Genomic DNA, 26,236 nt, shown 5'->3' on the forward strand with positions numbered 1-26,236 from the left:
TTTTTTTAATAATCAAATAATAAGTAAAATCTTTCAATTTTAGAATTAAAAAAATAAAACTATATATCAATGAAAAAATTTATATACTTACTCTTATTGATTCCAATTATTATTTTAGGTAATCCTAAGTTAGATACTATTAATAAAATAAAACCATTTAATAAAATAAAACCATTTGGTATTTCGTACCCTGATTACAGTGAAATTTTACCAATTACTGATGTAACATTTCCTCAGCAGTCAACAACTGCCCCAGGTTTAATATCAATAAAAAATAATATTTTATCAATCACCTTTTCGAATAGTTGGGGACCACGTAACATGAGAACTGGTGTAATAAAAGTATTGAGTTGCTCACCTCCTTTACCAGATATAGAATTAGGTCCTGTTCTATCTGGAATTGGTAATGCTGATACTGGATATTTTGCAAAAATTCAAAATAACAGCCTTGTATTCTATACAGCATTTAATAACTCTTTTTCAACTTCTGCCTCAACCCCTAATGTAAAGACAGGAATGATTGGTCCCTCAGTCAATTACAATCTTTCATTAGGAAATGTTTTCACTTGTACCACTGGAAGCGGTGCTTCAATAAGTATTTCAGCTGCTCAAAGAGATATTACTATATACTTGGGAACTCAAAATAACACACATCCTATCAATTCCTGTAGATTAAAAACTGGAGTAATTGCATATTTAGCAACCAGCCCCACGATATTTAATAATGACTTAGGTCCTATAAAAGACAACAATGGGCTGCCTACAGGTTATGGAGCAAAAATTGAAAATCAAAATTTAATATTTTATGAAATAACACCCGTTCCTCCATTATCAACGGGATGCCAATTAAACTATAATTATGATCTTTCAGTTCCTGATTATCCTTATGACCAAAATAATCATTGGATACATTCTATTTCTTATGACAGTAAAGGTACCTTGATAAATGAGGCTAGATCATATTATGATAATTTAGGGAAATCAGATGTCAATCTAGCAAAAGACTATGTAACCAATAAAATTTGGGGCACAGAAACCACCTATGACAATTTTAACAGACCAGATAAAACATCTTTCATAGCTCCGTCTCCACTAAATACTTTTGAAAAAACCAATTTCCTAAAAAGCAGTGCTGAAGTAGCAACTGGTTCTTATCCATCTGTAATTCCACTTAATAATATTACTTCAAATAATAATTATAAAGCCACACAATCTATTACAGTTACTGGAATAGTAAGCTCTGGTTTAAATGTAAGCTTAACAGCTCCGACTATTACGCTAAAAGATACTTTTACTATTACTGCAACTTCAGGAAGCAGTTTTGTTGCAACAGCAGCAAATTTGCCTGATATTTCGGCAAATCCAAGTTTAGCTAATTATTATAGTGATAGGAATACGGAGGAACCATATCAGGCAACAGCAAGTCATCCTTTTACCCAAAACAATTACGATAGTTTAAACCCAGGAAATATAATAAATATAATAGGAGGAAATAAAATAAATGGAGATTGGAAAACTGGATATTCGTATACAGTTCCTGCTGCACAGGAAATGTATTATGTCTATGGCTCTGATTATTTTGATGGATATACATTTTCAGGCAAAAAAATCGTTGTTACAAAATTTTATAAAACCGTAACGATTGATGCTAATGGAAATGAAAATGTATCCTTTACTGATGGAGAAGGAAAACTTTTAGCAACAGCTCGTTCAGGAGGAGTAGTTTCTTATCCTGTTATATCCCTTATTGGCACACAAGGTTTTGTAGATGTTCATATTCCAACTGGAATACAATCTTCCCAAATATCTTTAATACAAAATAATTCTTTTTACAAAGCTTATAATTTGAAAACAGGTCAGGAGATTACCCCTATAACAAACTCCTCTTTTGTGGGAGGTAATGCTTACAGAATTGTTGCAATCACACCTCCCGTTAAAGACTATGATACTTATATAATTCAATTTGATGGAAGAGTAGCTAATGAAACAGGAGCACTAGGAATTTCTTACAATGTTAATTATTATGATTATGCAGTAAATGTATATAACAAAACTGGACAATTAATAAAATCCGTGCAGCCAAATGGTTATGTAAGCAATACAACAGTCGTAGCGATTCCTACTCATATGACTTCTCCAAATTTCACTTCAACTTATAAGTATAATGGACTAGATCAATTGATTGAATCATTGAGCCCAGATCAAGGAACCAGTAGATTTGCTTATCGAAGTGATGGGCAGATACGATATTCGCAAAATGCACTTCAATCAGATACCAAAGTTTCCTATACAGATTATGATTCTTTAGGCAGACCAAAAGAAAACGGGGTAATTGCAAACAATTGGTTAACAGCCAGCTCTAATCCAGATGGGGAATTAATTTCAGGAACACGCACAGAACAAACATTTACTGTATATGATGATACAGAAAACAATCTTACTTCTTTTGCTATACCAAATAACCTAAATTTAAGCAATGTTTTGGTTGCAGCAGGAATTCCTTCCTCAAATTATATACAGAATAATTTATCCGGTAATGTTGCTATTACTTATACAAAACCTGGATCAACTATTTCTGCTATTACCTGGTACAGTTATGATTTATATGGCAGAACAGAATGGATAGTACAATATAATGAAGGAATTGGCGCAAAAACCATTCACTATGAATATGACGATAGAAACAATGTAAAAGAAGTTTTATTGCAAAAAGATAAAACGGCTGAACTTTTTGTACATCAATATAAATATAATGCTAATGATGCATTGACAAAAGTAGAAACATCAATGAATAACTCAACTTTTACAACACATGCTGATTATGGTTATTATAAAACAGGAGAATTAAAACGTGTAAATATTGGTCAGGGAGTACAAGGAATAGATTATGTATATACATTAGGCGGCGAATTAAAAAGCATTAATCACCCCAGTCTAGAGGCTACACAGGATCCTGGAGGCGATGGTAATGATGTATTTGGATTAATACTTGACTATTATAATGGGGACTATTTGCGTACTGGTCGAAATATTACTTCTTCGCCTTCTGTCGGATTAGATTATAACGGAAATATAAAAGCAGCTAGATGGGCCAATAAAGGAATAGCTGACGATTACTCTGGGGGCTCAGCAAATCAAAAAGGATATTTATACAATTACAACCTTAACAATTGGCTGACAGGAGCTACATTTGGAAATGCAAATTCAAATACAGCTATTATTACGCCATCGTCAGTTTTAAATGAGGGTGGTTTAACCTATGACCCTAATGGAAATATAAAAACGCTTATAAGAACTGATAATTCAGGTCGTATTATCGACAATCTGACTTACAATTACAGTGGAAAAAATCAATTAAACAGTGTTTCTGATAGTGGTATTGTAGATCCTAATTTAAATGATATTCGAAATCAAACAAACGCACAAAATTATAAATATGATGCAATAGGTCAATTAACAGATAATGTTTCTGAAAATCTAAGTTACATTTACAACTCACAAGGATTAGTAATCGAAGTAAAGAAAAGTAATGTTTCTTTAGTAAAGTTCTTTTATAATGAAAGAGGACAGCGCATTAGAAAAGAGAGTTATGGTTCATTACCTGGTACCACTTATTATACAGTAGATTTATCTGGAAACACAATAGCTATATATTCCTTAGTAAGCGGCGGAAGCATAAATCAAGTCGAACTACCTGTTTATGGAGTAAATAGGCTAGGTGTTACAAATAGAACAAATATAACAAACTATGAAATTGCTGATCATTTAGGTAATGTCAGAGCAGTGATTCAAAAAGAAAGCGGCAGTACAGTTACAAAATCTTACGCCGATTATTATCCATTTGGAGAGGTATTATATGGACGTAATTCATTTGATAACTACCGCTATGCTTTTCAAGGGCAGGAATTGGATAAGGACACACAAATGGAAGCTTTTCAATTACGACTTTGGGATGGAAGAATTGGAAGATGGCTTTCTACCGATCCTTACAGTCAGTATGCTTCTCCTTATTTAGGAATGGGAAATAATCCTGTTTCTGGAGTTGACCCTGATGGAGGCTGGCTTTTTAAATTCTGGGCTAATTTTCAGAGAAATAACGCTATAAAGAATGGATTAGATCCTTCTCAAATAATGTATAGTGAAAACAAAGGTTATTATTTTAATTTAACATCTGTTCGACCTGAACTTAGTGCCGAAGGTTTTGAGACAGGAATAACTATTACGTCAGTTTCCTCTGGTAAGGGGCTCGATAATTACGGATGGACACCTCAAATAACTGCTCATCAAGCAAATTTCTTTGAAAATATCGAAGAAAATTATTTAAATCCTAGAGAAAGTGATAACTTTATTAAATCTAACGTAAGAGGGTTGGCTAAAGTTCCATATAATATAGTGGATGATATATATGTTTATGGTACAAGGAATTTTTATAAAGATAATTCGGCAAGACACCTTAACGGTTTTGGTGCTAGCCCTCAAGAGGTTGTTGAATCTGGTATAAATACTATATATTTGATCACCCCATCTCCAATTAAAGGAAGATTTTCATCTGCACCAAGTTTAGCCAGTAAATTTAATGTAGCAACCTTTGGTTCAACATTTAAGGGTACATTTTTAACAAAATTAGCCCCTGCAACTAGAGGAGCAATAATGGTAAGAATAAATAAAATTCTTACTTCCTATACAAAACGAAGTAAATTTATTAGATATTCAAAAAAGGGCGCAAGAAAAGTAAACGAAGAAATAAATCAAGAGTAATATGGATTTAATAGAAATAATATCAGGAAGATACTTAATTGAACTCTTAGGGGCTATTACAAGATACATTTATTTAAATGCTATAACTCTTACCAACGATGATGATTTTATTTCATTTTCTACAATATGGTCTCCTAAAGGAAATATTGATAAAAAAAGTGGAAATAGCGACCGAAATCATATGATAGGTGTAATTGTTTTGGGTCTTATCATAATTCTTCTAATTATTTTCACGCCATAAAAGATTTATTCTAATATTCAGTTTTTTGAGCCATTATAAAACAAGAAAAGAGACCTTCGGTCTCTTTTCTTGTTTTATAATATTATCTAGAAAAAATTATTTCTCTTTAAGTAATTTCTCCAAATAACCAATTTTCTCTTTTTCAGATTCTAATAAACGCTCATAAAGTTTTCTGTTTTCGTCTACAATCTCCATCGTTTTGTCTAATGGATTGAAGGAACAATTGTTTGCGTTGATAGGAACAGCTCCAACACTGTTACTAAAATCATTATCGTAAATATTATTAAAATAATTTATCACATTTTCTTCAGAAAAACTTTTAATTGCTTCAAGGTTACACCAAGTGCTTTTGCTATTTCGGCTAGTTTATCGTCGTCAATATTCTCACTGTTTTCCATGGCCGATACCGCTTGCTGGTTTGTTCCTAAGGCTTGTGCCAAAGCTTCCTGCTTCATGTCTCGTAATTCGCGAATACGGCTTATTTTTCGCCCTATATGGTTTGGTTTCGTTAATGTGCTCATAATTCAAAGGTAATAATTAGGAATAAAAAATAAAGCAATTCGTAAAAAACATATTTATTTCTGTACAATACAAATCAAATGATGCGCTACAGCAAACAGTAATCTTTACTTGCATGCACAAAACAAAAATACAATTTTTCGGACAAGTTTAAGTTAAAAAATCAAGTCTTAAAATTAGTAAAAATCCTTTATGATGTTCTTTTAAATACCCGCTGCAAAGAAATCAAAAAATAGTATCAAAATTAAACGCCGAAAAAAGAAATCGTATCATGGAAAGAAATTAAAAATTTAGAAGAGCTTAAAAAATTAACTGCAGGATATTTAAATACACTAAAACCTGCTAGGGAAGAAAAAGAACTTTATTGTGCCGAAATCAAATTTCAAAATTATTACGAGCCAGGCTGCGTAATTTCCAATACACTCAAATTATGTATTTTGCAATTGATCAGGATGTCCATAAAGTTAAAGAAACAGATAAAAATCAATCTATTTATGTAAGCCTTATTCTTGAAGTTATACTTCAAATTTTACCAATGGATGAACTGGAACTGCCAAGTGGTGTTAGTGAAAAACTTATTTCAGATTCTAAAACCTTATAAATAAAAAAGCCGCTTCAAGTACAAAAGCGGCTTTCTGCTATATTCTTATAGTCAATTTATTTTCCATTTTCCAACATCTCTAACCTCCTATTCTGCACCTCAATAATCTTTCTTAATTTCTCCGTGTTTTTTTGCTGTTCAATACTATAAAGCGTTAACTCTTCCACTTTTTTCAAAAGTGCCATATTCATTTCAGAAACGTTAATTCCGTTTTTTTCGAATTCTTTAGCAGAAGGAATTTCAGGTAAATGACTGTTTTCTTTCACATAAGTTTCTACTTCCTGAAGACTCCTCAATTTATAATCGTTACCGAAAACATAATCTGGTGCCGGGACATTTAAATCTACTTTTACTTCTTTGGAGTGAATTGTCCCGTTTACAGCTAATTTAGCATCTGGGCTTGTTGTACCAATTCCTATATTTCCCCCAGCCTGAATTCTCATAACCTCATCATTTCCAGTCGCAAATGCAATATTACCTGATGCCACACCTGAAGACTGTATAGTCATTGTTAGCGGTTCAGATACAGGCGGCCATACTCCCGTCAGCTTTTGGTTAGTCAAAAAACTCAAAGCTTGGTTGCCATCTTTTAAAACTAATTTTGATTGTGGATTCTGGTCTCCAATTCCAATATTGCCATTGTTTGAAATATTAAGATAATCTATACTATTATATCTTAAACTAAACATATAATTATTTGAAGCCGGATATCTTATCAGGTTCCACTGCCCTATCCCTGTTCCTGAATTACCTGCTACAGCTCCCAGAGCAATACAAGAATAATCTCCAGCTAATGACGGTAGTAATCTTAGATTTTCATTATAATTACCGTTTGAAGATTGTATTTTAACAGTCCCCATAACATCGAGAGGGACGGATGGAGCTATAATTCCTATTCCCACATTTCCAGTTGACTCAATATGATTTTGAGCAAAATTAATTTGTGCAATAAACAGACCAAGCATTAAAAAAGTTTTTCTCATATTTTTATTTTGTTTCAACTTTTGTAAGTCGTTTTTCTAATTCTTTTTGATTTTTCTCCATTTGAATAATATAAAGTGTTAACTCCTCAACCTTTTTCAACAAAGCCATATTCATTTCAGCCAATTGAATTCCGTTTTTCTCAAATTCATTAGCAGAAGGAATTTCAGGTAAATGACTGTTTTGATTTACATAAGTTTCTACTTCTTTTAAAGTTCTTAATTTATAATCATTAGCAAAAACATAATCTGGTGCGGGAACATTTAAATCTACTTTTACTTCTTTGGAGTGAATTGTCCCATTTACAGCTAATTTAGCATCTGGGCTTGTTGTACCTAGGCCTAAATTACCAGCTGGGGTTAATACTAATGCTGTAATAGTATTAACAGCACTGCCGTTCCAATATGAAGTTTGTATTTTCAAGCCTGATCCTACTTGTCCATAATTAAACCCGCTATTATCAATTATTGTTTTATAGTAGTTATCATTCCAAACTTGGTTTAATATTAAACTGGCTCCGTCACCAGTCCATGTCGAACCAATTAAATTTACAACAGATTGCCCACCAGCATTTGAAGCACTTTTTCGCACATCCAACACACCGATTGGATTATCGGTACCAATACCAACATTACCTGTACTAGCAATGCGAATTCTCTCTATTCCATTTGTTGAAAACCCTAGAAATCCGCCACTAACACTTGCGCCTCTGTAAAATGAAATAAACCCATTATCTTCAGTATTGTCATACTTTAGTCCTAGTCTAAAAGATTCTGCAAAAACTGGTTGCGTAGATAACGATTTTGCATATAATGAAAATGACGTTTCACTCGCATTTGCTAAGATTGTACCATATGAATTATCTCCATTATTTACGTGTAATTTTGCTCCTGCTGAATTTGTTCCCAATCCTACATTTCCTGTTGGAGGATAGTTATTTTGAGCAAAATTAATCTGAGTTCCAAATATCAATACTATTAATAAAATCTTTACTCTCATTTTTATTTACTTTTAATTGAAATTATTTCCTTTTTTAAATCCTTATTTTCCTTTTCAATTATATCTAAACGTTTATTCTGCTCAATCACGTACAATGTCAATTCTTCCACTTTTTTCAACAAAGCCATATTCATTTCAGCTAATTGAATCCCATTTTTTCCGAATTCTTTGGCGGAAGGAATTTCAGGTAAATGACTGTTTTCTTTCACATAAGTTTCTACTTCCTGAAGGCTTCTTAATTTATAATCATTGGCAAAAACATAATCTGGTGCGGGAACATTCAAATCTACTTTTACCTCTTTGGAGTGGATGGTTCCGTTTACGGCTAATTTGGCATCTGGGTTTTCAGTTCCTATACCAACATCTCCGGCAGCATTCCAAACCCCGCCTCCAGACAAAAAAACATTGCCTTTAAATCTATTTTGATAGGGAATTTCGACTGTTTTTGTTCCTGTCATTGGTTCATCGACTGCTGTCCAGCCTTGAAACCAAGAAGCAGTTTCAGCCATTCCTTGCGCAAAGGCGCTTACTGTAAACCTTTGATGATAAACTTTATCGTTTATAAAAATAACTACTTTGCCATTTTCGTTAGATAAAAAAACCTGAGGTGTATAACTTCCTGATGAGGACATTTTGGGCCCATAAAAATAATAACTGGAAGTGTCTTCCATATTCGTTCCTGTAAAATATACGTAATACACAATTGTTAAATTTATAGGTTCTGCACTTCCAAAATTATAACCTGTAATGTTTATCGTTGGCATTTGTGACCCTACAACAAACGGCAAATTGGTTTTTATTTTAACTCCATAACTGGGTGTAGCATTAAGAGAATAATTCACTATATTATTATAGTTCTGTGCATTCACAAGCACTGCAGAAAGCAACATTAAAATCAGTAGATATTTTTTCATAACTATTTAATTTATAATTTCATAATTAATGTTTCTATTTGAATTATTATTTCTTCTTTGCTTTCAAGGCTATATTTTCTTTCCTTAAATCAGCTATATCCTTTTTCATCTCAATCATATACAATGTTAGCTCCTCAATCTTCTGTAAAAGTTTAGCGTTCATTTCACCTAGATTCACACCATTTTTTACAACTTCTTCTTCACTTGGAATATTTTCTAAATGCCCTTTTTCGATAATATGTTTTTCTACTTCTTCTAATGTTGGCAAATTGTATTCTTTTTTGAAGACAAAATCTGGCCAGCCTAACATATCTACTTTTACTTCTTTGGAATGGATTGTGCCGTTTACTGCCAGTTTTGAATCTGGAGCTAATGTTCCAATCCCAACGTAGCCATTTCGATCGATACGCATACGTTCGCTGCCAAAAGTTCCAAAAACGATGTTTCCATTCATGTCCGGAACTGTCGAGTAACCCGATAAATCGATATAAGATTTAATTGTTGGGGTTGTTCCGCCTCCAGCTGAAATTCTTAAAAAACCATCATCATAATCATTTCCCCCACTACTATAACCTCTAATTTCACCTGTGAGCAAGTTCTTACTAGTAATTGACGGCCTAGCCAAAGTATTTGTCAACCCTCCATTTATTGTTAGTGAACCAGCAATAGATAATTTGCTAACAGGTGAGTTTGTGCCAATACCGGCGTTTCCTTGTGTATCCAAAGTTAAAACCTCCTTATTTACACCAGATGATGAAACAATACCAAAAGACATGGAATTATCTAGTAATCTTAGATATGAACCTCCTCTTATAGAATTCAATAAATGCAGTCCTCTACTTGTAGATACAGCTACATTATTACCAATTCCAACTCCGGAATAGCTTACTTCCGGTTCACTGGACCAAAGCATTAGATCAGCCTGGCGCGCATCATCACCGCCTCCTAAAGAATGCACTAAAATTTGAGAATTATTATGATAACCATTTATATGTAACATGTATGATGGACTAGTTGTTCCTATTCCAACATTACCTGAAGGTAACGGAAAACTATTTTGGGTAAAACTCATCTGTGTGACCAACGCAAACAATACTATATATCTTCTTTTCATAATTAATTTTTTACAAGATTTTTAATCTGCTTATCTAAATCAATCTGATTGTTTTTAATTAATTCATTCTCAGCTTTAATCAAATTATTTTGCTTCTTCATCTCATCATTCTCCTTTTTCATCTCAATCATATAAAGTGTCAATTCTTCAATCTTCTGTAAAAGCTTAGCATTCATCTCACCCAAATTAATTCCGTTTTTCAAAACCTCATCTTCACTTGGAATATTCTCTAAATGCCCTTTTTCAGCAATATGTTTTTCGACTTCTTCTAGTGTTGGTAAATGATAATCATTTTTGAAGACAAAATCTGACCAGCCTGTCATATCTACTTTTACTTCTTTGGAGTGAATTGTTCCGTTAACGTCTAGCTTATTGTTGGGAATTCCAATTCCAATACCAACATTTCCATTATCCATTATAGTAAAGCGATTGTTACACATTCCTCCCCCACAACTTAAATTATCATAGGCCCAAAATTGCAAGCTATTTCCATATCCACCGGTCATATTATAAATCATCCAGGTACTTGCAATTCCATTACCGTTTTTAGTGGAATTTATTAATTGTATATGCCCACCAGTATCACTTGGAATGGAACTGATAATTGCTCCCTTAACAAAAGCATTTCCATAGACATCTAATTTTTGAGTCGGTGATATTGTCCCAATACCCACATTTCCACCATCAGTAGGAAAAATACTTTGTGCAAAGGTGATTTGTGTAAAAAATGCTGCAAATAAGAAAATAATCTTTTTCATAATATTATTTATTTTCAATTTTTAAAATTCTTCTTTCTAACTCTATTTGATTTTCCTTCATTAATTTATTTTCATTCTTTACTATTTCATTCTCCTTTTTCATCTCAATCATATAAAGTGTCAATTCTTCAATCTTCTGTAAAAGCTTAGCATTCATCTCACCCAAATTAATTCCGTTTTTCAAAACCTCATCTTCACTTGGAATATTCTCTAAATGCCCTTTTTCAGCAATATGTTTTTCGACTTCAGCTAATGTTGGTAAATCGTATTCTTTTTTAAAGACATAATCTGGCCAGCCTGATATGTCTACTTTTACTTCTTTGGAATGGATTGTTCCGTTTACTGCTAGTTTAGCATCTGGACTTTCGGTGCCAATTCCTAAATTTCCGTTGCCCAGTAAAGCCATTAATTGTTTAGGTGCACTTTTGTTTGTACCACCAAACCATCGAAAACTTGTACCTGCTGCCGCCTGATTGGCACAAAAATCCATACCACCACGAGCAGCATTTACAGTAAAGCCATAATTCGCAAGATCGTCCTCGTATAAGCTTATGCTTTGTGGGTCACCTAGTATAGAAGATGCTTTGTTTAATGATAATAATGAATTCGGTGTATTTGTTCCGATCCCAACATTTCCGATTGAATTTATTCGCATTCTCTCAATATTATTTGTATATGAAATCAAATCATTTCCATCTGCACCAACTCTTACATTAAATTCATTTACAGAAGTAGATCCTTTAAATCCAATTGTACAAACTGGAGTTGTAGCACTCATTATGCTTACCGGTACCGAATTTGTTGTAGATTTAAAGAAAGCAGCAACATCGATAGAATTCACTTCTAATTTAACCAATGGGGAGCTAGTTCCTACCCCCACATTTCCATTAGTAGGAAAAACATTTTGGGCAAAGTTCAACTGTGCAGCAAACACCACAAAAAGTAAAAGAATCTTTTTCATAATTTATTTAAGGTTTGGTTTTGGCAGTAAATATTGTTTAAACGCCTTTATTTTTTTGCATAATAACTTCTACAAATAACTGATCTGTATTTGTTTTATAATTTTTCTTTTTTACGAAGTTTAAATACCTGATAGTTCCAAGGGCTGGATTATTTTCTACTTTATTGAGTACTGCCAGACATCCATTAAAAGAACCCTCTAATGAAAATATATAGCTTGTAGTAGTAAATCCTTTTTCTGATATAATATGTGGTTCCTGAAAATCAACTATTTTCAAATGGTAGCCATCACTGTAAGAAGTCAGCTGTTTTAATAAATCATTCTGAAATGACTCTGAAACATTAATATCATAATTAGCCAATACCTGATCTAACTGTTTCTCTTTTTGGATTAACTGCCCCACCAGTTTAGGCATATTACTATCTGCAGCTATCTGCTCTTGTTTGTTCTTGTATTCTTTATAGTAATTTACAGTATTAGAGATCGCAAACGAGTAACAAACGTAAAGCACTACAAGAAACCCGAGCAAAAGCAGTTTATTTTTTTTGTTCAGTTTCATACTATTTCAGTGTTAATTTTATAGAAAATGCAGTTTCATTTTCTTCATTTTTTCCAAAATGAGTAATTAATACTTTGTCTACCCAATTTAATTTTTCTATGTCTTCGACCCAATTTGTAAAGGCCGCGTTTGCAATTGTAGTTCCTGAAATAGTAATCGTTTTTTCCTGAGCGATTATAGGTTCATCAACCTTGACCTTTTTCTCAAGTGGATTAAAAGTCATTTCTGTCAACAAGATAGAGGTCGGAACTTTATTAGCAATTTCGTTAATAATCAGAGAGCTTTGAGAAGTGGTTTTTCCAACAATCGTTTTTACCTTTTCTTCTTTGACAAGTATTCTTTGACGTAATTTAGTGACATCTTCAATAGAAGATTTATTTACCAATAACGTTTCAGATGTTTCCTGAGCTAGTTTATAATAGTGTGTAAAAAAAATGAAGTTTAATAGTAAGATAGCTAACAGCACTCCCACCATAACCTTCAGTCCTTTTACAAAAAATGCTTTTTGAGTATATTCGTAATACAAAGTTTCGCTGTACGAAATAATCGAACCTGCATTTGCAGTCGTATTCATAATTAATCGAAGAATCCCTGAAAAAGCCAGCAATTGTCTGTTCTCTATCTGAAGATCATTTATAGTATATGATATTGCCCGATCCTGAATACTTGAAGTAATGAGCTGTTGTTGTTCTTGTTTAGAAATTAATTGTGTATTAGTATGTAATTCATCTTCACTTGTATAATCGATAATATCAGCAATAGAACAAATACCAAGACTAATTCCGGCTATTGATATCTTTTGATTTTTATAGTTTGAAAGTATAGTGTCTAAATATGACTTTCTGGTAATAGCAATTATAGATTTGGTTTTTAATCTCCAGATTTCAAAATAAAACTCGTCCCAATTGGTATTCGGAAATGCTTTATGTAATAACTTTTCATCTGAAGGTTCAATGCCTGAAACCTCTTTTTGAATAACCTGATTGGTATTGATTATTAAAAAGAAAGGCAATTTAGTGTCCCATTTCTCTGCAATTTTCCCAGTGTAAGTAACCCGGTCTTTTTGAGCAATTATTAATCCTTCTTTTTTATTTTCAACTAACAACAATGCCACTTTATCTTCATTATTTAAAGTAAAGTGCTCAACGCCTATGTAATGCTTGCCAAGCAAAAAGGAGGTTATTGATGGTAAAGCCATTAGTAAATAACAGTCGGTTTAATTAATACACTTAATTTCTTCTTAGAATCTTCGCGTTTTCTGGAACTGAATAACCATTTGAGAATCGGGATTCTGGATAACAATGGTACTCCTGTTCCGGAATCATTTTTTACAGATTCTTCGAGCCCGCCCAAAACAATTAAATCCTGGTCTTTTACTCGGATTATCGAAGTAAACTCTCTGGAGTTAATTCCCGGAGGTGCGTCCTTGTCTACTTTTTGTCCATTAAAACTAGACTGTATTACTTTAATATCCATAGTAATTTGTCCGTTTCCAGAAACTAGTGGCATAATGGTTACTGACAATTCAGCATCAATAGGCTGGTAATTTTTAACCTCTGAAGCTTGTGGAATTTGAGAACCATAATAATTTTGATTCGTCACTACATAATAAGTAGTCTCTCCGATAGACAAATAAGCTTTATGTCCGTTTAAAGTTGATAATCTTGGGGAAGATCTAACCTTTAAATTTCCATTGGTTTCCATAGCCTTCAGACTTAAATAGAAATTAGGAACTACTTTCCCAATGTTTAAGGAGCCAAATCCGCTAAACCCATCGATAATCTTGTTGATCGTTTGCGCTCCTAAATTAATATCAGCGTTAGGAAAAACCGTTCCGGATGTTGTAACAGGTTTGTCTCCAATTCCTGCTTTAATACCTGTCTCAACTGTAGCACTTCGGTTAACTTCTAAAAGCATTACTTCTATCAAAATAACCGGAACTGCCTTGTCAATATATTTTATAAAAGATTCAAATCGCTCAATATTAGCCGCCGGACCATTTACTAAAAAGCTATTTAGTTCCTTGTCAATTTTTATGTCAAGATCTTTTTTTATTTCATCAGGAATAATGGTTAAAATGGATTCTGATGGATTGCTACTACTGCCAGAAGATGAAGAATTACTGCTGTTATTATTATAATTACTGCTCTGATTCTGATAATTTGAATTAGTTCTATTATCAGAAGAATTTGAATTAGAGCTGTAATTTGTAAAATTATTAGTGTTATTTAATCTGCCAGCACTTCTGCCTTCTTTTGAAGGATCGCTCAAAATTTCGATAGAACGGTGCATTAAAGCAATCGATTTAATATTTCTAACTACAAGTTGATCTTTGGTTCCAAAATAATAAATAGAACCATTTTTCATAAAAGTAAAAGAACCACCAGATTGTGATTGAGACGGATTACTTCCAGAATTATTATTAAACTGTTGAGAATTATTATTTACTGAAGGAGCATTTTCGCTTTTAGTTTCAAATAATTTTACCAAAAGATCATCAAAAGTAATGTTCTTGGCTTTTACTGTCCCGGTACCCGCATTTTCTAACGGAGAAGAAATAAACATGTCAATATCAAGCTCGTGGCCAATATCATAAATAATACTTGAAATTGGGGTATTTTCAAAATCTACATCTAACAGCTTTCTGTCTGCATCAACAATCTTAAAGAAAAAATTAGATTTTCTTGGTCGCTGTGGTTTATTTAGTCTCATCGCCCCATTAGCATCCACTCCACTTTCAGCAACAAAATTCCCTTCTAACTTATCAAAAATATAAAAGTTATCCCGCGACTTGTTTACATTCAAATTATTTGCAAATGCCAATTTATTCAAAGCAGCATCAAACGGCATATTTTTGATGTAAACTGTCAACAACTGATTCTCCAGACCTGGTGCAAAAACTAAGTTCTTGCCACTTTCATCCATTATTTTTTTAAAGACATCATATAACTTATCCTCTTTTAAGTTTAAGGAAAGTAAATCATTAGCCAAATCATAACTAACATCAATTGTTTTTACAGCCTTAATTTCAATTGGTTTTTCATACGATTTTACAGAAAGAATATTTCCCGTAAAATCGATTGTAAGATTGTATTCCTTACACAGAAATATAAGAAGATCACCTACGGTAACATCTGAAAAATTATTTACAATATTGATTTGAGCCAAATTGGGAGCAACACTAATATTTAATTTATGTACCTGAGAAATGGCCAGTAAAAAACTGGACAGGGAAGCCTCTTTAATGTTAACATTAATTTTTTCGTTCAATCCCGGCGCATCGGCAGTAATTGATTCCATTTGGTTTTTTAGCTGTCCTATTCTATTTTCCTGCGAAAATGAAGTTTGAAAGAGTAGTATAAAAATTAGGGCAATTATTTTTTTCATGAATTTATTTCCGTTGTAAGGCTTTTATTATGCAAATAAACTACAAGAGTAAAGAAAAAACTTCATCAACCGAAGTAATTCCTTCTTTTATTAATAACAATGCATTACGTTTTAGTGTAAATATGTTTTTTTCTTCAAGGTACTCGTTAATATCGAGTTGGTTATTTTTAATCAAATTAGATAATTCACCATCAATTGGTAAAATTTCGTAAATAGCTTTTCTTCCTGAATATCCCGTATGATAACAGTGTTCGCATCCTACCGCAACGTGATGTGATTCCAGATCTTTTGAAATTTCGTATCCGGTTGGAAAAATGGCAGACGAAATTGTTTCCTCTTTTTTACAAGAATCACATAGTTTACGAACCAAACGTTGTGCAACACTAATATTTAAGGTGCTGGCAATTAAAAAAGACGGAATTCCCATATCAATCAATCTGGAAACTGTCGCCCAGGCCGAATTGGTATGAATAGTTGACAAAACAAGGTGTCCGGTCAAAGCCGCACGAATTGCCATATTAGCCGTATTCACATCACGAATCTCCCCGACCATTATAATGTCAGGGTCTTGTCGTAAAAAGGTTCTTAAGGTAGTGGCAAAATCAAGTCCGATATTTTCTTTTAACTGTACCTGATTAATTCCTTCAAGCGTATATTCTATAGGATCTTCGACCGTTAAAATATTCGTGTTCGGGACGTTTAACTTTTTTAAAGTCGCATACAAAGTAGTTGTTTTCCCAGATCCGGTTGGGCCTGAAATAAGAACAATACCATTAGGGCGCTTAATATTTTCTAGATAAGCTGTTAACTCTTTTTCAGTAAAGCCCAGAGAATTAATATCAATATGACTGGTGTCTTTACTTAAAATACGCAATACTACTTTTTCGCCATGCAAAGTTGGCAAAACAGACACACGGACATCAAAATCCTGATAATCCGTCACCATCGTGATACGTCCGTCTTGAGGCAAACGTTTTTCAGAAATATCAAGTTGCGCCCTGATCTTAATTTTATTGACAATAATAGGATATTCTTCTACCGAAATATGAAATTGCTCTTTCAGTTTTCCATCTAAACGAAAACGTACACGGGCATTTTTTTCATAAGGTTCAAAATGAATATCACTGCTCCCTATTTCTTTGGCGTTCAATACAATTTTCTCTAAAAAGTCAGCCGTATAGTGAATTTCTGAAACACTATTGTTGCTTGTCTTTCTATAATTGGTACTTAGGTAACGATTTATATTTTCTGTAGAATCAGCTTCCAATTCAACCTGAAAACTCAACAAAATTCCTAACTCATTTTGCAGACTTACTATATCAGAAGCGTCGGTCTTTAATAAAACCGTTTGCTGATTTTTTCCAACAGGAATAATTCTGTAATAATAAGCCTGTTCTGATTTTACAAGCTGCTGAAACTCTATTGGGATATCAAAATGCTCCATTTAATAAGCGTATAAAAAAGTACTGGAATAACAAAAACTAACGGCATAGACTGCCCCAAAAAAAAGTGACATATAACCGGCTAGCGGAACGGTTTGCTGTTCCTTTTTATTGCTTAATACAAAATGAAGAATCAATGAAAACAAAAGAGCAAAAACAAATAAAATTAAAAAAGATACTATTGAAAAAGTACAAGAGATAAAAACAAAAAACAAGATATCTCCAATACCTATAGCATTTTTAAAATCCAAATTTCTGTATTTGACATACAAATAACTTACCCCTAAAATAAGAGTAACAAATAATAGATTAACACCGAGATTAAAAAAAACAATTGTTACCGGTAGATTGTATAACTGAATTGCAAAAGCTAAAACTCCAATAATTGGATACAAAAACCAATATACTAAACGATTGTTAAAATCCTGATACAAAACAATTAAAAAAACGAGGATTAATATTAATTTTAAATACCACATTTAGTCGTTTATAACTTGTTTTGGAACACCGTTTTGATCTATTTCCCAAACATTAAAAACCCCGTTTCCGTTGAAATCAGTAATAGCAGTTGCCTTTACTTTAAAAGCAGTATTATCAGACTGAATAATCTCATAAACATAATTGGCACTCCCATTATCTTTTGTCGTTTTTGGGGCTTCAAAATCTATTTCCGTAAAATTTGGACTGTATTTAGAGTACATAAAATAGTACTGTTTCTCAGCATTATAGATCGCTTTGAGCTGTACTTGCGCCTCTACACTTTTTGCCTTTGTAATTAAGGGCATCAGGTTAGGCAAAGCAATTAAAAGTAAGATTCCTATAATGGCTAGAACAATCAACATTTCCTGAAGATTGAATGACGGCAGTTTTTTTAGTAGATTTTTTTTCAAAACAAAAAGATAAATTAATTTTTACAAATATATCTTTTTTATTGAAAAAATAGCTAGCGTAGTATTAAGAAATATTCTGTTAATATTTTTATAAAATCATAAGAAATATTTTACTATTATTGTGGCAAAAAAAAAATTAATACAACAAAATGGTAATGAATTATAAATCAACAAATAAGAAAATAACCAACCGAAAAAAAATCTCAATTCAACAATAATATATTAAAATGAAAATTAAATTCCTAGTAACCATTTTACTCGTAAGTTTAAATTTATACAGTCAAAAATCATCAGAATACGACTACAACATTCCATTACCTCCTGAATCTTACCAGTTTAAGAAAAGACTCCTAAATAATGTTTCCTTATATACAGGTCAACCATCAATTGAAATTCCTATATATTCTATCAACCTTGATGGGATGGAAGTGCCCATCACTATTTCTTACAACACTGGAGGAATAAGGGTCGAAGAAGATGCTACCTCAATTGGACTAGGATGGAGCTTAAATATTGGTGGACAAATAACAAGAACTAATCATGGTGCGCCGGACGAAAGATTCTTTGTTAGTCAGGATTATAATAACAAAAACACATTTGGCATCGGAAGGCTAAAAACCGCCATAGATCCTAATTGGAATACACCGTGGAGTTGTAATTCTTACGGTGAATATGGAAGTAGAAGTCAATTTTACGGAAAGGTATTTTTGGCTGGCAATGATATAAGAAATGTCTATGGAAACGAAGATAGTCGTCCTGACGAATTCTATTATAGCTTGTTTGGACACAGTGGTAAGTTCATGTTCAGTCAGGAACTAAAAAAGTTTATTACTTTTCCATTAGATGATATCAATATCAATTATGAACTCGGACAAGGGATCAGATCAAATTACTTTGATAACTTTTCAATTCAACTTCCTACTGGCTTTAGGATAGTTTTAGGCAAAGATGGAACATCGTCAATAAGTCAGTACGGACTTACCCCCTTTGATCAATCTTGGCAACTTAAGAAAATAATCTCGGCAAAAAACAATGAAATTACTTACAATTACATTTCTGCGGATTATTTATTATATACAAATCTATCTAATCCTGTAAGTCAAATAATCACCAGATCAACCAGAGAGATAAGCAGTAGCAGTTATGAGTCAACTGTTACGAGTACTAAAGAAAAATTAATTTCAGAAATTATTTTTCCTAACGGTAGAATAAATTTTATTTATGGTGATAGGATAGACTTACAAACAGGAGCTAAAAAACTACAAGAAATTAAAATTTATAATAACTTAAATGCTTTAATAAAAAGAATTGAATTCGCTCAAAGTTATTTTAATGCCAATAAAAATGTTTTTGGTAAAGATGCTGTTGATAAACGACTAAGACTTAATGCCGTTAATTTTTACGACACAAATAATCTAGCTGTTGAAAAGTACGATTTCGATTATTATTTGCTGGATAAAATTCCATCCAAATCATCTAAAGCACAGGATCATTGGGGCTACTTTAATGGTAAAGATTCAAATACATCTCTTTTTCCTGAAAATTTATTACCAGAGCATCATGTAGTGAGCAACTTAGGTTTTAACAGAGATTTGGATACTTTATATACCAAAACATTCTCATTAAAAAGTATTAAATTTCCTGAAGGAGGAATTAAGTATTATGATTATGAGAATCATATCGCCTTAACTGGAGCAACAACAGGAAACTATTACGATGCAATCTCTGATGAAAGATATGCTTTAAAACAACCAACATTTGTTTTATCAGGATATAGCTTAAACTATTTTTACCCAAGTCCAAACGAGGTAAACAGTTTCAATAAGGTATTCTATAGCGAACCTATAGAAACCAGTATTTATAGTTCGTCTTTAAAATCAAGTGAAATAAGTATATTAATAAATTCAAATTTACCTTTTAAAGTCCCCAACTATTCAAGTATAAATGCTGCATTTAACAAAGTTGAGTTTTATTTAGAAAGGAAACAGGAAGATGGGACTTTTAAAATGCTAAAATATCTTGGAACTATTTCTAAGGACGAAAATAATACGGGAAAAATAAATAGCTATTTTGATGTTGGTGGTAAAGGTACCTATAGAATGAAGACCGTAGTTACTCAAAATTACTTGTTGTCAAGTCCCAATGATTATAATTTTCCGCATAATACAAGTTTTCAAGTTAAATATAGAGACAAAATAAAAGACGATGTCCATTTTGGCGGATTACGTATCAAAAATATTCAAACTTATACAAAAGATAATCTTACCGGTCCAAAATACACTACTCTTTTTAAATATTTAGATGACAACAACATAAGTTCTGGAAAAATGATGAATGTACCATCATATGTTGAAAGTATCTCTTTAGGAAAACCTAATTGTAGCTTAGAAGGTGGATTATGTCTAGAACTAGGAATACGTCTTTCATCTTCTTCAGTCCTATCACTATATAGAACTAGTGGATCAAATGTTGGTTATACCAAAGTCAGCCAAATAGATTATGATAATACAACTAAAAAAGAGATCAAAGAAGATAGTTATTTCAGTTTTCAAGAACCTAAATTCTCAGAAATACCATTATTTGACGATTTAAGAGAACAAGAACCTAAAGATTGGCATAGAGGAAAATTACTTAGAAAACTATCTTACAACAATAATGCAATCATTAGAGAAGAATCTTATAATTATTATGGAGAGCAACTAGAAAAAAACATGGGATATGTAGATGAAATAAATTATGAATTATTAGATCAAAATGAGATGTGTACAGGAACTTCCTATGTATCTAAACATATTTTTCCTGCGGGTGTCAGTTTTCCAAATATTCTAAAAGATATACCTCAATATCCGTTAATGGCTTTTGCTTATGACGGGGTTTATGCAGCCAATAAATATGCTATAGAGAATTATCAAGGCAAATTGAAAATACCCTATTTTATAATCTATACCGGTTTTGATAAATTAAAGTCAAAAATAACGAGAAATTATCTTAATGGTGGCACAGTAGAGCAAACTGAAGAATATTTTTATAACAGCACTCCTACCAATATTCAATTAACATCGGTAAGAAATTCAACTTCATTAAGTAATGATGTGTTAGAAACTAAATATTTCTATGCGCAAAATCCTGAAATGATAAATGAGCCATTTAGAAATGAATTACTTGCTAAAAATATGATTGCACTACCACTAAAAGAAGAATCATTTAAAGGCGCGATCAAATTATCTGAAAAAACAACTAAATATGGTAGTTATAGCTCATCAGTAATTGGCGTACCTTCTATATTACCTCAATATATTTATGCGAAAAAAGGAAATGTTGTACCTGATCAATTAGAGAAAAAAGTCACCTATCAGAACTATGATATTTTTGGAAACATTACGCAATATACAATAGAAAATGGAAATCCAGTTTCTATAATTTGGGGTTACAACCAAAGACTTCCTATTGCCAAGATAGAAAATGCAACAAATGTGCAAGTGGCTGCTGCTTTAGGAGTTTCTGATGTAAGTGCTTTAAATGAGACTAATCTGGGTGCCATTAATGCCTTGCGTAGTAATCCTTCTTTTGCCAATACCATGATTACAACCTTTACCCACATTCCCCTTGTTGGATTAAGTACCATTACAGATCCCAAGGGAGACATAATAACCTATACCTATGATGCATTTGGTAGACTTGAATTTGTAAAAGACAAGAATGGCAACATACTATCAGAGAACCAATATAACTACAAACAATAAACCAAAAGCATCATGAAAAATATACTAAAACTTGTTTTGGTTTTGTTTCCAGTTATGGCAATTGGACAGACACAAACTGAAAATTATGTTAAAACAGTTACCTATAAAGTACCAAGTCAGGTAAAAATAACGGCTCCAACTATTACTCAAGCTGCCCAAAACATTACCTATTTTGATGGACTGGGAAGACCTGTCCAACAAGTTTCCAGCCAACAGTCTGCTTCTGGCAAGGATATTATTACCCATATCAAATACGATGGTTTTGGGAGACAGGTAGAAGAGTACCTTCCTTTTAAATCTTCCAATACTAATATGGCTTTTGACCCGGCAGCTGAGGCAAATGTATTATCTTATTATGCAAACCCTACTCTTGCCATTACCGGAAATCCGGCAATGGAAGCCACGACAAATCCTTTTAGCCGAAAAGAGCTCGAAGCCTCTCCGCTAAATCGTGTCTTAAAACAGGCAGCTCCTGGGAACGACTGGCAATCTGGATTGGGACATGAAATAAAAATGGACTATCGCACTAATGGTTTTGAAGAGGTAAAACTTTTCGCGGCCAATACCTCTTGGGATGCGACAGCTGGATTATACGCTATTTCTTTTGCAAATAATGGATATTATCCTGCCAATCAATTGTATAAAACCATTACTTATGATGAGAATACTGCCGCTGCACCCTCTGAAACAAACGGATCTACAGTAGAATTCAAAAACAAAGAAGGACAAATCGTGTTGAAAAGAACCTACGGAAGCGTCGGACTTGAAACAACTAACAAAACACATGATACTTATTACATCTATGATATTTATGGGAATTTAACCTATGTTATTCCGCCTAAGGCAGTTGATATCATTGGTAATACTGCAGGTCTACAAACAGATTTGACATCAACAGCTACAATCACTTCAGCCAGTGGTACTGTAAACCTAACAGCCACCAATTCCATCCGATTATTACCTGGATTCCAGGCATTGGCCGGAAGCACTTTCAGTGCTGTGATTGACAATGGTACTCAAAATACTTTAGATATTTTATGCTATCAGTACAAATATGATCATCGCAACAGGCTCGTTGAGAAAAAACTGCCTGGTAAACAATGGGAGTTTATCGTCTATGACAAACTCGACAGGCCAGTGGCTACTGGACCTGCCAGCTCCCCTTTTTCAGATTTAAGCTCAGTTGGATGGCTTATTACCAAATATGACCCTTTTAGTCGTCCGGTATATACGGGCTGGTCAACAGCAACTGCTGCAACTCCTGGCGGGAGAGCCGCATTACAGGCTGCCCAAAACAACCCGTCTCTTACTGTAATTAACGAGAGCAAACAGACCAGTGGATCCATAGATGGCATCGCAGCCTATTACAGCAATGTAGTGGAGCCAACTAATTTTAAGCTTCTGAGCGTTAGTTACTACGATAACTATACTTTTCCAAGCACACCTACAATCACAATACCTGCAAGTGTAGAAGGGCAAAACACCCTGACAACGGCCCAGGTAAAAGACATGAATACCGCTTCATGGACCAGGGTACTGACCAACAGCGCTTCAATAGCGGGAGAGACAAGCGCCACTTTTTATGATGCAAAGGCAAGACCTATTCGAAATTATACAGCAAACTATTTAGGAGGTTATACGTATACGGACAGTAGCCTGGATCCTTTCTCAGGACAGCTAAAATACAGCATTACCAGACACAAGAGATTGGTAACTGATGCCGAGCTTATGACAAAAGATGCTTTTAATTACTCGCCTCAGGATCGTCTGCTAACCCAGACCCATCAGATAAACGCAGGAGCAATTGAACTAATTACCAGCAATACCTATGACGAACTCGGACAGCTAATCTCCAAAAAGGTAGGAAACACTGAAGCCGCGCCAACCCAGAACATCAATTACGCCTATAATGTTCGTGGATGGTTAAAGGACATCAACAACATAAGTGCCCTTAGCAAGAGTGGTGATCCCAAGGATTTATTTGCTTTTCATATCAATTACAATACTCCGACAACCGGGATTCCAAATGTAATTCCCTTATACAACGGAAACATTGCCGAGACACAATGGGCAACCAATTCTGATAATGGCATCATAAGGTCCTATGGTTATAAATACGACAATCTTAATCGATTAAAAGAAGGTATCTACAAAAATGCATCTACATTCAGTGGCGCTTACAATGAAGCATTGTACTACGATAAAAACGGAAATATCCAGGGACTTACCCGTAACGGAAGCAGCGAGAGTGACTCACAAATTGATGCTTTGGTGTATACTTATGCCAATAGCAACAATAGCAATCAACTTATGAAGGTTGTCGATGGTAGTAATAAATCACTTGGTTTTGTTGACAATACTGCAACAACTGATGATTACAGCTATGATAACAATGGGAATATGACCGCTGATAACAACAAAAATATAACGGCAATAACCTACAATCATCTCAATTTGCCAACCAAAATAAGCTTTGCCACCACAGGAAATATTGTTTATATTTACAATGCAGCAGGGCAAAAACTACAGAAAATTGTAAATGCAACATCGCTGCCAGCGGTAAGGACAGATTATTTGGGAGGATATCAGTATGAGACATCTAACAATAATACCGTTCTGAAATTTTTTCCAACGGCAGAAGGTTATGTTGAACCATCAGCAGGTTCTTATAAATATGTATACCAATACAAGGATCATTTAGGGAATATCCGTCTGAACTATGATAAAAACCTGACTATTCAGGAAGAAAACAACTATTATCCTTTTGGGTTGAAACAAGAAGGATATAATTTTGTTAAAAGCGGTGTGGAAAATAAGTATAAGTACAACGGAAAAGAGTTGCAAGATGAACTGGGGCTTAACATGTATGACTATGGATGGAGAAATTATGACTCTACTTTAGGACGTTGGATGAACATTGACCCGTTGGCTGAAAAATACGTTAATTTGTCGCCGTATGTTTATGTAGCAAATAATCCTTTGAGATTTATAGATCCAAATGGAATGGAAATTATAAATGGTGAGACTGCGCGAAGACAGCGTTTAGAATTACAAAATCAAGGTTATCAAAATAGGATTAAAGAAAAGTATAATGGAAATACTGATTTGTCAAGAAAAGATTTTGCTACTAAAGAGGAATATAAGGAGTATAAATCTACTATTAAAATGGCAGAAAATATTGCAGATGATTTTAAAGATAGTAAAGCCACCGAAGCTAAAATACAAGCATCGATAGACGACTTTAAGGCAACAGATCCTACTAATTTCGGTTTAGCAAATAATCTAACTTTTAAAGATGGGAGTGGCGTCGAACATAATCTTGACATAACAATAAAAACTGGTAATGAGTACATGAATGGTGGAGCTGCAACAAGAACTGGTTTTGATAAAAATGCAGATGGCACATATAAGTCGATAACATCAATTACAACAACAATGGATTATAGTGTAGTAAAAACTATTAGTAATGCATTAGCTCATGAAATGGGACATGCATATAATGCGGCAAAAAATCCTGCTGCTACAATGATAGATACAAATACTCATAATTGTCAAGATTCTGCGAATAGAAATACATTTCAGTCAAAAACAGCAATGGATTGGCAAGAAAATTACGATAAAATTAAAGCAGAAAAAGCGAAAAAATAAAAAATTTGAAGTTATGAAAAGTATGAAAAGAATTATGACAATAATTTGTTTGGTTTCTTCACTAACCATTTATTCTCAAAAAGAAAAACCAGTAGAAAATATTTTTATATTGCGTTTCTTAGAGGAAGGTATTATTGTTAATAAAGACCTGAATAATAAAAGAATTTATAATCCGGAAATTGTTGAAATAAATATAGATTCCTTAAACGGTTATGGACCTAATATTGTTTTTTACAAGTTTGTATTAGGGAAAAATTCGATAAAAATTTTAGACAGCAAGGTAGATATGAGTTTGCATATGACTTCCTGCCAAGAATATATTATTGGGTATAATGTAGAAAATAATAATAGCTACAGAATAAAAGGATTTAATAGCAGCGATCTATTTCTTTTACTAAAAGACATTAATGAAACTGGATATAAACCTAAGAAAACCAAAAATGTTTTAGACGAACTCAATGAGCTATCAATTGGAGTTGATTTCATCTGTATCTTCAAATCACTTCAAAAATTAGATTTCAGCTCACCTTGCTTAAAGGCTTGTATTGATGGTAAGATATTACATTAACTAAGAGGTAGGTTTTCAAATTAGAAAATACCAATAGAAGAATAGAAATTTAAAATTTTGAAACTAATGAGGCAACGCGATTGGTTGCCTCACTAGTTAAGTTTTTAAAACCTTAAAATATTTTATCATAACCCCAGCTCTCCGAAGTCTTCC

The 26,236-nt window shown here is 33.2% G+C and carries 18 protein-coding genes and 1 pseudogene; 6 read left to right on the plus strand and 13 right to left on the minus strand.

Going from position 1 to position 26,236, the window contains the following annotated elements:
• The first annotated feature begins 69 nt into the window (after positions 1-69).
• Positions 70-4,758 carry an RHS repeat domain-containing protein gene (locus AC6CH4_RS23610; RefSeq protein WP_498107376.1) on the plus strand — a complete coding sequence of 1,563 codons (4,689 nt, stop codon included), beginning with the start codon at positions 70-72 and terminating at the stop codon, positions 4,756-4,758.
• Between the two features lies 1 nt (position 4,759).
• Entirely contained in the window at positions 4,760-4,999 is a 240-nt protein-coding gene (locus AC6CH4_RS23615; RefSeq protein ID WP_498107378.1) for a hypothetical protein, read from the plus strand.
• A 96-nt stretch (positions 5,000-5,095) separates the two neighbouring features.
• On the opposite strand, the pseudogene AC6CH4_RS23620 reads toward AC6CH4_RS23615, so the two are convergent.
• Positions 5,096-5,520: pseudogene (locus AC6CH4_RS23620) on the minus strand (helix-turn-helix domain-containing protein).
• A 428-nt stretch (positions 5,521-5,948) separates the two neighbouring features.
• On the opposite strand from AC6CH4_RS23620, the gene AC6CH4_RS23625 reads away from it, so the two are divergent.
• Complete coding sequence (locus AC6CH4_RS23625; RefSeq protein WP_498107380.1) at positions 5,949-6,119, plus strand: hypothetical protein; 171 nt, start codon at positions 5,949-5,951, stop codon at positions 6,117-6,119.
• 56 nt (positions 6,120-6,175) lie between these two features.
• Here AC6CH4_RS23625 and AC6CH4_RS23630 read toward each other — a convergent pair whose 3' ends face one another.
• Genes AC6CH4_RS23630 through AC6CH4_RS23685 form a run of 12 tightly spaced genes read right to left on the minus strand, consistent with a single transcriptional unit; the run spans position 6,176 to position 18,124 of the window.
• Positions 6,176-7,102 (minus strand): hypothetical protein, encoded by a 927-nt coding sequence (locus tag AC6CH4_RS23630; RefSeq protein WP_498107382.1) that lies wholly within the window; start codon positions 7,100-7,102, stop codon positions 6,176-6,178.
• Positions 7,103-7,106: 4 nt separating this feature from the next.
• The gene (locus AC6CH4_RS23635; protein ID WP_498107384.1) at positions 7,107-8,099 is read right to left on the minus strand and encodes a hypothetical protein; all 993 of its coding nucleotides are present in this window, start codon (positions 8,097-8,099) and stop codon (positions 7,107-7,109) included.
• 2 nt (positions 8,100-8,101) lie between these two features.
• Positions 8,102-9,013: a hypothetical protein gene (locus tag AC6CH4_RS23640; protein WP_498107386.1), complete on the minus strand. Its 912-nt coding sequence runs from the start codon at positions 9,011-9,013 to the stop codon at positions 8,102-8,104.
• Positions 9,014-9,059: 46 nt separating this feature from the next.
• Entirely contained in the window at positions 9,060-10,127 is a 1,068-nt protein-coding gene (locus AC6CH4_RS23645; RefSeq protein WP_498107388.1) for a hypothetical protein, read from the minus strand.
• A 2-nt stretch (positions 10,128-10,129) separates the two neighbouring features.
• The gene (locus tag AC6CH4_RS23650) at positions 10,130-10,885 is read right to left on the minus strand and encodes a hypothetical protein (protein WP_498107390.1); all 756 of its coding nucleotides are present in this window, start codon (positions 10,883-10,885) and stop codon (positions 10,130-10,132) included.
• Between the two features lie 4 nt (positions 10,886-10,889).
• Complete coding sequence (locus AC6CH4_RS23655; RefSeq protein WP_498107392.1) at positions 10,890-11,846, minus strand: hypothetical protein; 957 nt, start codon at positions 11,844-11,846, stop codon at positions 10,890-10,892.
• A gap of 37 nt (positions 11,847-11,883) precedes the next feature.
• The gene (locus tag AC6CH4_RS23660) at positions 11,884-12,405 is read right to left on the minus strand and encodes a hypothetical protein (RefSeq protein ID WP_498107394.1); all 522 of its coding nucleotides are present in this window, start codon (positions 12,403-12,405) and stop codon (positions 11,884-11,886) included.
• Position 12,406: 1 nt separating this feature from the next.
• Complete coding sequence (locus AC6CH4_RS23665; RefSeq protein WP_498107396.1) at positions 12,407-13,603, minus strand: hypothetical protein; 1,197 nt, start codon at positions 13,601-13,603, stop codon at positions 12,407-12,409.
• Positions 13,603-15,792 (minus strand): type II secretion system protein GspD, encoded by a 2,190-nt coding sequence (locus AC6CH4_RS23670; RefSeq protein ID WP_498107398.1) that lies wholly within the window; start codon positions 15,790-15,792, stop codon positions 13,603-13,605. The genes AC6CH4_RS23665 and AC6CH4_RS23670 overlap by 1 nt, the downstream gene beginning before the upstream one ends.
• A gap of 40 nt (positions 15,793-15,832) precedes the next feature.
• Positions 15,833-17,236 carry a GspE/PulE family protein gene (locus AC6CH4_RS23675; protein WP_498107400.1) on the minus strand — a complete coding sequence of 468 codons (1,404 nt, stop codon included), beginning with the start codon at positions 17,234-17,236 and terminating at the stop codon, positions 15,833-15,835.
• A complete protein-coding gene (locus AC6CH4_RS23680; protein ID WP_498107402.1) occupies positions 17,237-17,713 on the minus strand; it encodes a hypothetical protein in 477 nt (158 codons plus the stop codon).
• Positions 17,714-18,124, minus strand: a complete 411-nt coding sequence (locus AC6CH4_RS23685; RefSeq protein ID WP_492969077.1) for a type IV pilin protein — start codon at positions 18,122-18,124, stop codon at positions 17,714-17,716.
• Between the two features lie 422 nt (positions 18,125-18,546).
• Between AC6CH4_RS23685 and AC6CH4_RS23690 the strand changes: the two genes are divergently transcribed.
• From AC6CH4_RS23690 to AC6CH4_RS23700, 3 genes are read left to right on the plus strand one after another with little or no spacing between them, the layout of a single operon-like run.
• Positions 18,547-21,867, plus strand: a complete 3,321-nt coding sequence (locus AC6CH4_RS23690) for an RHS repeat domain-containing protein (protein ID WP_498107404.1) — start codon at positions 18,547-18,549, stop codon at positions 21,865-21,867.
• A 12-nt stretch (positions 21,868-21,879) separates the two neighbouring features.
• Positions 21,880-25,515, plus strand: a complete 3,636-nt coding sequence (locus AC6CH4_RS23695) for a DUF6443 domain-containing protein (RefSeq protein ID WP_498107406.1) — start codon at positions 21,880-21,882, stop codon at positions 25,513-25,515.
• Positions 25,516-25,528: 13 nt separating this feature from the next.
• Positions 25,529-26,083: a hypothetical protein gene (locus AC6CH4_RS23700; protein WP_498107408.1), complete on the plus strand. Its 555-nt coding sequence runs from the start codon at positions 25,529-25,531 to the stop codon at positions 26,081-26,083.
• Positions 26,084-26,236: the final 153 nt, after the last annotated feature.

The sequence above is a fragment of the Flavobacterium sp. GQ95 genome (assembly GCF_059758655.1).